The following is a 10,272-nucleotide window of genomic DNA, read 5'->3' as shown; positions in this document are numbered from 1 at the left end:
CTCATTTGAGATTAGCGCTTTTTTCTATTCCGAAACCAATTACTTATTATAATTCCCGTTAATCCGCCGCACGTATCAAGCAATGAATCTTGCCACATTGGTGTACGGTCTCCCGTATACCATTGGTGAATTTCATCAAATGTTGCATAACCCGCAACGAAAAGAAGGGCATATATAAAACATCTTTTCCTCGAATAACCTGATCGATGAAAAGCGTAATAAATCAATGAACCTAGCATAAAGAACACCATAAAATGAGCACCTTTACGAAGGAAAAACTCAATAAATCCGCCTACACCTTTATTCGCAATACTAACAGGGGTTCCTCCACCATAATCGATAGATACCCATGAAAAATGCTCTTTCACAAATTCAACATTTACATATTGTTCAATATCTGAACGCATATCCTGCTTTTTATATGGTTGTGCCGAAGAATAGAAAATCAGCCCCATCCATAGTAATACAGGAATCCAAAATAACCATTTACGATTCATTATCCAGAATTCTCCTCTCTTAATCTTTTAAGGGTACCAAAAAAAAGAAAAAATTTCACGCCAAAACATGACATTTGTACCCTATTTATAAAGTGAAAGGAGGTGATACACATGGCAATTGAAACAATCGTAATGGATTTAACTTTACGTCTTGTCTTAAACAACGGATTAGATAAGAACGGAAAAACAGTTTTCAAGAGCAAACAATTTAAACGTGTTAAAACAAATGCGAGCTTAGATCAAGTACACAATGTAGCTCATGCTCTAGCTTCCTTACAAGCATCACCACTTCACGCTGTACAACTTGTAAGCACATCAGATCTTTCTAAACTATAAAGTAAAACTCGGATCAGTGGGGATTTTATTCATCCCCGCTGATTATTAGACCGCAATTTAACCGGCAGACCCGAATCCCATAAATAGCTTGATAAATACAAAGGAGGGAATAACACATGCAAGTACTAGAGTTGATTTTCGCAAAAGAAGATGGAAAAACAGTCGTTTTTTCTATCGATACGCCCATCACACCAATCGATGCACAAGTCGTAAATCAAGTAATGGATACAATCCTCGCCTCATCTGTATTTTCATCCATTGATGAAAATACACGAAAAAAGGGAGCTCGCCTTGTAGAAAAAAATGTATCTGAAGTTCCAATTACTCTATAAAATGAAAAAGACGAATCTGCATCATTTTGCAGATTCGTCTTTTTTCTTCGGCATTTCAATCGGAATAAAAATCTTTGAGAAACCGACGCATACGTACTTATAATGTTCTTCACCTATATCAAACTCAGTCGTATATGTTGAGAAGAATATATAATCATTTCGCTTCGTATAATGATCAATTAATAACCCAACTTGTGGCTCAACATACTTTTTCGCTAACTTTTTACCGGCCGATGCCAAGTCGCCAAGGAGACCCTCTTCATTCTCTTTTTGAACTTCATCTAGCTTCTTACTCACATCATTACGCTTCATAAACTGCTTCGCTGCCCATTCTGTATATTCGCCCTTACTCGGATTACTGTTTGCTAAATATACTAGGAGAACGACAACTAAAGCCATAATAATATACTTTTTCTTCATACTATATCACCGCCTACTCTTTTCTATTTTCATATATATGTACAAGCGATGCAAATTAGAAAGACTATCACCTATTGATTGTAAACGAATAGCCAAAATTTACAATATAAAATAGAATATTAACAGTAAATTTACTTAATTTATATATAATTATATTCGGAATGAAAATTATAAGGGAGGATATAGAATTATGGATAATGAAAACAACATTTTTATTTCTAGTTCTACAATGATGCTTGAACCATGTAAACACCCTTATTACCGCACAAAAATTATCGACAGTAGCGGGAACCATCTTTACTCCTGTCAAACTGCTCTCCAACTTATACAGAAATCTTGTCTAACAAATATTCATTCTACTTATCAAGGGAGACGTAATGCCGTAAAAACAAAATTTAAATTCAAACAAAACGTTCCAATTCCGATCAATCATAGAGAATATATTTGTGCTTTCCCAACAGAATCTCCTGCTTCTCCAAATTGCATTTGGCTTTTCTTCAAACATGTTCATACAATAGAGTTTTTCAAAAAAGCTAAACAAGCTAAAATTCATTTTTCAAATGGAGCTACCGTAACGATACAAATTAGTCCCCATAAGTTAAGCCAGCAATTATGGAAAGCTGGATATGTATTATCCCAAATGAACATGCAAGATTCATCACCTTAATAATAAATAGAATGGAAGGTAGTATTTCCTTACCTTCCATTCTATTTTCTATTTTTATCCTTTTACACTATCTCGCATTTTCTCGAGTGCTTGCCGATACATCCATCTTACTTGATAATATGTCATTTCCGTCTCTAAAGCGATTTCTCCCATCGTCTTCCCTACAAAAAAACGTTCAAAAATAATATACTTCTCCTTCTCATCTAACACGCTCATAAAATCCTTCACTCTTATTTCAACGTCCTCAAAATGAAAGATATCCTCATACTCTCCTACACATACACATCTCTCCTGCACTGCGAACTCTTTCTTCAATCTCTCTAATATATAACCTCGCACCGTTACAACTGCATATGCAGGGAAATACCCCTTCTTTTCATTAAATCTGTCATACGCATGCCAAAGACCAATTAAACCACATTGATAATACTCTTCATAATCTTTACGAATACCTAATTTCTTTATTTGATTTACAATCATCCCTTCATACAAAACAACTGCCTCTTTAAAAGTCGCTGGCTTCACACAGTACCCGTTTCTAAAAGGTATACCTTTCTAGTATTCCGCGGTACCTTCACAATATAAAAATAAAGAAAAGATTTCACTGTGAGTAATTTCAAATACTACCGACGGAATCTGAAATTACACTATGTAGAATTTGAAATTCTGTTGGTGGTATTTGAAGTAAGGGTAAAAATAAAAAAGGTGACTCTTGGAAGAGCCACCTTTTTCTAAAAGAATAAATTATGCACCAAATTTTGGAGCTAGACCACTTAAACTAGTAAATCCAACTGAAAGAATAAAGAAAATAACAATTAAAATCGTTGCTTGTTTTTTACTTAATCCAGCCGTAATATGTAATCCTAATCCCATTACAACTAATGTCCAAATATTGAAAACTTCGAATGATGAAGCAGCACCATGAGCAACTGTACCTGGCTCAAATAAAGTTGCTAAACTTGTATAAGAAGTTTCAATATCTCCACCAAGAATCATTCTAATAATAAAGTTCACAATTGCACCTAAAATTGAAATCGTATATGTGTAGACATAAATAGATAATAATTTCATGTATGAAGTATCATTACTCATAAACATCATAATCACTTTATAAATAGCTGCCGCAATGAAGAACCAAATCGCAGTACCAAATAGCCCTCCAACAATACCTGCTCCTATTCCGAAGTAACCAACAACTTTAGCCGTTTCAGCATCAGGCACCTCACTCATTACATCAGGATGATTCATTACTTGATACATGCTAATCCCTGCAATTACAGCTGTTAATATAATGAAAAGGAAAAATGCCCCCCATACTGGACTTTTCGTCTTCATTCTCTCAAATTGCTCACCTGGAGAAGTAATCATTCCTAATAATGATGGCTTCTTCGCACCTACATCTTGCGTATTAATATTTGCTTCCATTATAACGCCTCCTTCTATTTATATAACCCGTTCTAACGGGCGGTTCACTTCCTCATGCAAGAGGCTACGAACCGCCCACTAGAACGGTAATGTGTAGTTCTACTACACTATTAATTACTCATAACGCAATGCTTCAATTGGATCTAATTTCGCAGCTTTATTTGCTGGAATTAATCCGAAAATAATACCGAGTGTCATCGAGAACAGTACGCCTCCAACGACAACTTCCCATGAAACGAGTGGTGGCCATTTTGCGAATGTAGAAACGATATATGCTCCGCCATACCCAAGGCAAATTCCGATTAAACCACCTAGAAGCGTCAACATAACTGCTTCAATTAAAAACTGTAATAAAATTTTACTACGCGTTGCTCCAAGCGCTTTACGTATCCCAATTTCGCGCGTACGCTCCGTTACAGATACAAGCATGATATTCATAACACCAATACCACCAACGACTAATGAAATACCAGCGATACCACCGATAATCATCGTCATGATGCTAGTTACTTTAGAAACATTTTCTTGGAGTTCTTTTAAATTCACCAGTTCATATTTACCTGGGATTTCACTTGGCTTACGACTATTTAATACATCAACAGCTCGTTTCCCTGCTGCTTCTAAATTGTCTACATTTTTAGCTTGAATGGCGATATTTTGAATATCATCAGTTCCGTATAAAACAGGCCATAATGTAAGAGGGATTAACGCTTCTTCCATTTCAAATCCCATAAACTCATTATCAGATGTATACACACCAATAATTTGCATTGGCTGTCCCTTCATCTCAATAATTTGTCCAACTGGGTTTACGTCCTTAAATAACGTCTCCTCTGTTTTTGTGCTAATCATCACAACGTTATTCGCGTGAGAAATATCTGATTCATTTAAGGAGCGGCCCTTTACAACCTTTACTTTATTAACCGCAAAATATTCATTATCAAGTCCAATAACATTCAGCCTTGCTTTTTTATCATTTACATCAAGTGTCTCTGTCGTCGAATTTGTTGTAATAACGTGTGAAACATCTTTCACTTGTTTTACTTCCAAAATATCCTCTTCCGTTAACTTCGGTATTTCAAATCCACCTATAGCAAATTCATCATTAATATCTGTTTTAAATTGAATTGGCATAAGGTTATTACCACCAGAACCTGCGAATTTCGACTTCAACATCGCTTCCCCGCCTTGCCCAATTGCAACGACAGTAATAATCGAACCTACCCCGATAATAATACCGAGCATCGTAAGAGCAGAACGTAGTTTATGAGCTAAAATAGAAGATAAGGCAATTTTTATACTATCTAGTAAACTCATACCGCACACCTTCTATCTTCTGTAACTTTCCCGTCTCGCAGTACAATGCGGCGAGAAGAATACGCTGCTACTTCCTCTTCATGCGTAACCATAACAATCGTCGTACCTTCTGCATTAAGCTTCGTGAAAATATCCATAACTTGCTCACCAGACTTCGTATCAAGTGCACCAGTCGGTTCATCGGCCATAATGAACGTTGGATTATTCGCAATCGCTCTTGCAATCGCTACACGCTGCTTCTGTCCACCTGATAACTCATTTGGTAAATGATGCACGCGATCTGCCAATCCAACTTTACCTAACGCCTCCAAAGCACGCTTGCGACGCTCCGCTTTCTTCACGCCACCATATACGAGCGGAAGCTCAACATTTTCCACTGCAGAAAGACGAGGTAGTAAATTAAAATGCTGGAATACAAAGCCAATATATTCATTACGAATTAAAGCAAGCTTTGACTCGTCTGCTGTTAAGATATTCACGTCATTCAGCATATATTCGCCTTCTGTTGGACGATCTAAACAACCGATAATATTCATAAGCGTTGATTTACCAGAACCAGACGGTCCCATAATCGAAACGAACTCACCGCTCTGAATCGTTAAACTAATACCGTGTAAAATCGGCACTGCCAACTTTCCTTGATAATACGTTTTAGCAATATGATTTAACGTAATCATTTCTCTTTCACTTCCATTCCGTCATACACATCGTCGGAAGGATTTTTAACCACCTTTTGCCCCACTGTTACGCCTTCTACAACCTCTGTCCAGTCCCCATCAGTAGAACCTTTTCTCACATTTTGTTTACGAAGCTTCCCTTTATCCTCGACATAAACAAATGCATCATCGCCTTTTGCTACAATGCTCTTACTTGGGACAGCAACCATCGTCTTATTCTCTAAGTTTACTTGCAGAGAAACGTGATAACCTGGAGATAAACCATCTTGACTATCAAGGCTAGCTTTATATGTATACTGAGACATATTTTGAGTTGCTTCACCCATGCCGCCAGCTTGCGCCATCTCTGCACTTGTTGGGAACTCACTTACCTCTGTAATCTTACCTGTCCACTTCTTCTTATTATTTGCTTTTGCAGTTACAGTGAATGTTTGATCTTTTTGAATTTGTGACTTTTGAAGCTCAGTTAACGTACCTTGAACTTGGAATGGATCTTTAGAAGCTACTTGTAAAAACGCTTTTCCTTGACCACCTAACGCTTGAGATGAACTTTGTGCCGCATCTTTATCTAACTTTTGAACAACACCAGCGAAATTGCTATAAATCGTAAGTTCTTTCTGCTTCTTACTTAACTCTTCTTTCTGCAACTTTCCTTTTTCTTTCTCAAGGTCAATTGTTTTTTGTCCTATCTCTAACTCGTTTACTTGCTCGTCCATCGGATCTGTTACTTCTTTCCCAGCTCCGCTATCTTTCGCCTTCTTAATTTCTTTCTTCAACGAATCAATCTTCTTTTTTCCTTGATCATAACGCATATCCGCCATCTTCTGATCAAGCTCAGCTTGCTTCATTTGAAGGTTAATCTCTTCATTATCATAAGAGAATAACTTCGTGCCTTTCTCTACCTCTTGCCCTTCTTTTACCTCAATATCTTTCACTTTCCCTTTGGCCGGATCTGCATAGAAGCTTTCAATATTACCAGGCTTCACCTGACCAGAAATTAACTTCGTATTATTCAGCTTACGCTCTGTCACTTTCTCAAAACTTACAGCATCAGCATTTGTTGATGCACCCTTCTTCTTACCTTGCATAACAAAAATATTAATTGCTGCTACAATAACAATTAGTGCAATAACCCCAATAATAATCCATTTCTTCTTCTTGTTTGGAGTACGAACCGTATTTGGTAACATATTACCGCTCCTTTTTTATAACTTAATAGTTTAATATAAAAATTGTATAAAACTTTCTGAAAACAAAATACATATTATTACAATCTTTTTACAAAGTTTTACACATCCATTTATATTGTAACAAAAATTCCAATGATTAGAAATATGACATTATATCTTTTAAGATAGATTTAAGAAAAGATTATATTATATAGAAAAAGCCATCCAAAATGATAATTGGATAGCTTTTTCAAACAAAATATTATGCTACTTTAGGATCTTTTCTCTCATGTCCACGCTGAACAATAAATAAGAAGACTGTTGATAAAATTGCTCCTGTTAATAGTAAGATGAAACAACCATCCCAGCCAGAACTATCAACAATAACACCAATTGCTGCGTTAGCTACAAGACTTCCGCCTACATAACCGAATAGACCACACATACCAACTGTCGTACCTACTGCAAATTTCGGTACTAATTCCATCGCACTTAAACCGATTAAGAACTGTGGTACATAAATTAAACAACCGATAATAGAAACTGCAATACTTACAACAAGTACGCTAGTTGCTTGCCAATATATAAACGTACCAATAACAACTCCAACCATACTAATAATACATAATGGCATACGTTTTCCTTTAAATAATTTATCACTTAAAAAACCAACGATTAATGAACTTGGAATTGCCATACCTTCAAAGATTGCATATGCCGCATGCGCTTCTGCTTTTGAAAATCCTTTAACTGTCGTTAAATAAAGTGGAACCCAGTTAATAACACCGAAACGAATTAAATAAACAAAAGCATTCGCAATACATAAGAACCATACAAATTTATTTTTCACTACATACTTCATTAAAATTTCTTTTGGTGACATCTTGTTAGCATTATCTGCTTTTTCAAGATTTTCATAGTCATTACGATACTCATCAATTGGAGGAAGACCTTCAGATTCTGGTGTATCCTTCGCATTGATCCAAACAAGTACTGCAATTACCATTGCGATAATCGCTGGGAAAATAAATACGCCGCCTTGCCAATGATTTTCACCGAAAATACCTACACCAATTCCGACAAGTGGTGGCACAAGCATTCCACCAACGTTATGTGAAATATTCCAAAGACCTGTTTTCGTACCACGTTCTTTCTTCGAGAACCATTTCGTCATAACAATACTACAAGGTGGTGCTCCCATACCTTGTACAATACCGTTAACAACAAGTAATGTAACAATCATCCCAAATGATGATGCAAAGCCGAAACAAATATTTACAAGCCCTGATAAGAATAAACCGACTGCGATAAAGCGCTGGGCGAAAGCTTTATCTGATAAATTCCCCATAAAGAACTTACTAAATCCATAAACAATTGCCATTACTGAACCTAGTAGACCAATTTCAGCTGTACTAAAACCATATTCTTGTACTAAATACGTACTTGATAACGTAAAGTTACTACGAACTAAATAATAAGCAGCATATCCAACTGAAATCCCGATTAACACACGAATACGTAGTAATCGATATACACGGTCGATCATATCCGCTGGCAATCTTTCAATTGCAGGTGCTGGCTTGAGCCATTTAAACATATATTTCCGTCTCCTTTTCTCACTTCAGAGAGAGACGCTGTCTATTCCATATCTCGATTATTCCGCTATTTGATATATTTTGGTTTGTTCTTCTAACCGGCTGTCCTTCTATTTCTTTCTCATTCTTCGCAAACATCGTTGGTACGCCAAACGACACTTTTTCTAAAATATGCCCCGCTTCTTCTGATAAACAATAATCAATAAATAAATCCGCAATAATACCACTCGGTGCACGTTTTAGTTTCGAAATCGCATTAACAGATAACCCTGTTTGCTCAGGTTCGTTACTTAAAATCGGAAAACCTTGTTTTTGAAGCATTCTCTGATCTCCCATAAAGTTGATGCCTATCATATATTCACCGCTCGCAACAAGTTCTGCTGGAATGTAACCATTCACTGTTACTTCTCCAACTTGTTCTGCCAGATTCTTCACATATTCCTTCGCTTCCTCTTCACCTAACGTATCAATAAGTGATTGGAAAAACGTATATGCTGTACCTGAAACATTTGGATCGGGCATGACAATCTTTCCCTTATATACTGGATTCAATAAATCTTTCCATCTTAACGGATACGAGAGACCGAGCGGCGCTATTTCCTCGTTCCACCGCTCTTTATTAATCGCAATTGCCAGCTTCTCCACTTCATAACCGTACCAATAACCATCTTTATCTTTAACAGTTTTTGAAATACGATTTGCATGTTGGCTTATCACAGGAATAGAAAGATTTTTTTGCTTCATCATTTGATGCGCATCTACTGTACCGCCAATAATAATATCCGCCTTCGGATTTCCAGCTTCTTCTTCCACTCTACGAAGAAGTTCTTCTGTTGAAAGACGAATAAATTCATACGTACATCCGCGCGGCTTACAAAATGATGAAAGTAACGCTTCACCAACTTCCTCACGAGCCGCCACATACGCAACAATATGACGATCATCCAAAATAGGGAGACCATTTTTACTATATTTAATAGAGGTTGTATCTCGAGAGCAACTAGACATCGCTCCTCCAATTACTAGCAAAAAGAAGAAAAAGGCTATCTTTCTCATGACGCATTCTCCTTTACGAATAACTCTGCTAGAGAGCCTTTCATATACATGACATTTCCGTTATTATCACCGAGATATTGCACAACAAAGTACGATGGATAAACAGAAATCGTAAGAATATCTTCACGATCATTCTTTACACGCTTACCTGTTTTATAAGCTGTAATATAAGCAATCGGTTCATTCTGCGATTGTAATAACTTCTGAATTTCTCCATAATCTGTAATTTGCTTTGCGTATCGAATCGAATCAAGTATGTGCGTAAGATTGATAGTACGTACCACATCACCTTGACGTACTACGACATCCTTGGCTGAAGCAAAGAAATCACTAATACGCTCTGGTGTGTAATACAGGCTTAATAAATACGTTTGAAGTGCTGAAATCATCGGATCCATGCCATTCTTTCCGTATACATTTTCCCCATACTGGAACAAGTCACCTACTGCAAAAGTACGCTTATGTCCATTCAAGTACGTTACTTCTCCAGTAAATACTTGTTCTTGACTCTTAACGTCCCCAGGCTCTATTCGAATTCGGTCAAAGAATGAAACAATCGTATGCAAACGAACTTCATCCGTTACAACAATTTCTCCCCACTTTTCATGTCTTACTTTCACTTCAATTGGAAGAGATTCATTCACCCTTTGTAAAACGGCTTGTTTATCATTTACAATGTTAATTCGATTATAGATTTGCTTCTCCATAACATAAAACAAAACAAGAGAAACAATCATACAAATGACAAACATAAGAATTTGAAATGATAGCCTTTTCATTT

The 10,272-nt window shown here is 36.6% G+C and carries 13 protein-coding genes; 3 read left to right on the top strand and 10 right to left on the bottom strand.

What is annotated here, in order from left to right:
• Nucleotides 1-11: 11 nt before the first annotated feature.
• Complete coding sequence (locus MR112_RS10460) at nt 12-497, bottom strand: VanZ family protein (RefSeq protein ID WP_242244932.1); 486 nt, start codon at nt 495-497, stop codon at nt 12-14.
• A 111-nt stretch (nt 498-608) separates the two neighbouring features.
• Here MR112_RS10460 and MR112_RS10455 point away from each other — a divergent pair, with 111 nt between their 5' ends.
• Both MR112_RS10455 and MR112_RS10450 read left to right on the top strand, forming a co-directional pair.
• The gene (locus tag MR112_RS10455) at nt 609-833 is read left to right on the top strand and encodes a DUF1659 domain-containing protein (RefSeq protein ID WP_000963861.1); all 225 of its coding nucleotides are present in this window, start codon (nt 609-611) and stop codon (nt 831-833) included.
• A 116-nt stretch (nt 834-949) separates the two neighbouring features.
• Complete coding sequence (locus tag MR112_RS10450) at nt 950-1,165, top strand: DUF2922 domain-containing protein (RefSeq protein ID WP_001197593.1); 216 nt, start codon at nt 950-952, stop codon at nt 1,163-1,165.
• Between the two features lie 21 nt (nt 1,166-1,186).
• Here MR112_RS10450 and MR112_RS10445 read toward each other — a convergent pair whose 3' ends face one another.
• The gene (locus MR112_RS10445) at nt 1,187-1,585 is read right to left on the bottom strand and encodes a DUF4359 domain-containing protein (protein ID WP_000731405.1); all 399 of its coding nucleotides are present in this window, start codon (nt 1,583-1,585) and stop codon (nt 1,187-1,189) included.
• A gap of 190 nt (nt 1,586-1,775) precedes the next feature.
• Between MR112_RS10445 and MR112_RS10440 the strand changes: the two genes are divergently transcribed.
• The gene (locus MR112_RS10440; protein WP_000368309.1) at nt 1,776-2,252 is read left to right on the top strand and encodes a competence protein ComK; all 477 of its coding nucleotides are present in this window, start codon (nt 1,776-1,778) and stop codon (nt 2,250-2,252) included.
• A 54-nt stretch (nt 2,253-2,306) separates the two neighbouring features.
• Here the strand turns inward: MR112_RS10440 and MR112_RS10435 are convergent, their stop codons facing one another.
• The 8 genes from MR112_RS10435 to MR112_RS10400 all read right to left on the bottom strand — a co-directional run bounded on the left by MR112_RS10435 (nt 2,307) and on the right by MR112_RS10400 (nt 10,270).
• Complete coding sequence (locus MR112_RS10435) at nt 2,307-2,777, bottom strand: sigma-70 family RNA polymerase sigma factor (RefSeq protein ID WP_163093261.1); 471 nt, start codon at nt 2,775-2,777, stop codon at nt 2,307-2,309.
• A gap of 219 nt (nt 2,778-2,996) precedes the next feature.
• Nucleotides 2,997-3,677: a YknW family membrane protein gene (gene yknW, locus MR112_RS10430; RefSeq protein ID WP_000387922.1), complete on the bottom strand. Its 681-nt coding sequence runs from the start codon at nt 3,675-3,677 to the stop codon at nt 2,997-2,999.
• A gap of 114 nt (nt 3,678-3,791) precedes the next feature.
• Entirely contained in the window at nt 3,792-4,994 is a 1,203-nt protein-coding gene (locus MR112_RS10425) for an ABC transporter permease (protein ID WP_242244930.1), read from the bottom strand.
• A complete protein-coding gene (locus tag MR112_RS10420; protein WP_000631603.1) occupies nt 4,991-5,671 on the bottom strand; it encodes an ABC transporter ATP-binding protein in 681 nt (226 codons plus the stop codon). The genes MR112_RS10425 and MR112_RS10420 overlap by 4 nt, the downstream gene beginning before the upstream one ends.
• Nucleotides 5,668-6,861 (bottom strand): efflux RND transporter periplasmic adaptor subunit, encoded by a 1,194-nt coding sequence (locus MR112_RS10415; protein WP_242244929.1) that lies wholly within the window; start codon nt 6,859-6,861, stop codon nt 5,668-5,670. The genes MR112_RS10420 and MR112_RS10415 overlap by 4 nt, the downstream gene beginning before the upstream one ends.
• A 241-nt stretch (nt 6,862-7,102) precedes the next feature.
• Entirely contained in the window at nt 7,103-8,437 is a 1,335-nt protein-coding gene (gene pgtP / locus MR112_RS10410) for an MFS transporter (protein ID WP_000477600.1), read from the bottom strand.
• Nucleotides 8,438-8,456: 19 nt separating this feature from the next.
• Nucleotides 8,457-9,491 carry an ABC transporter substrate-binding protein gene (locus MR112_RS10405; protein ID WP_001225641.1) on the bottom strand — a complete coding sequence of 345 codons (1,035 nt, stop codon included), beginning with the start codon at nt 9,489-9,491 and terminating at the stop codon, nt 8,457-8,459.
• A complete protein-coding gene (locus MR112_RS10400; protein ID WP_000826624.1) occupies nt 9,488-10,270 on the bottom strand; it encodes a DUF3919 family protein in 783 nt (260 codons plus the stop codon). Before MR112_RS10400 ends, MR112_RS10405 begins: the two co-directional genes overlap by 4 nt.
• Between the last annotated feature and the right edge of the window lie 2 nt (nt 10,271-10,272).

It is taken from the genome of Bacillus cereus group sp. BfR-BA-01330, assembly GCF_022663885.1.
GTDB classification, from domain to species: domain Bacteria; phylum Bacillota; class Bacilli; order Bacillales; family Bacillaceae_G; genus Bacillus_A; species Bacillus_A cereus.
This window is presented reverse-complemented; position numbering and strand designations above follow the sequence as displayed.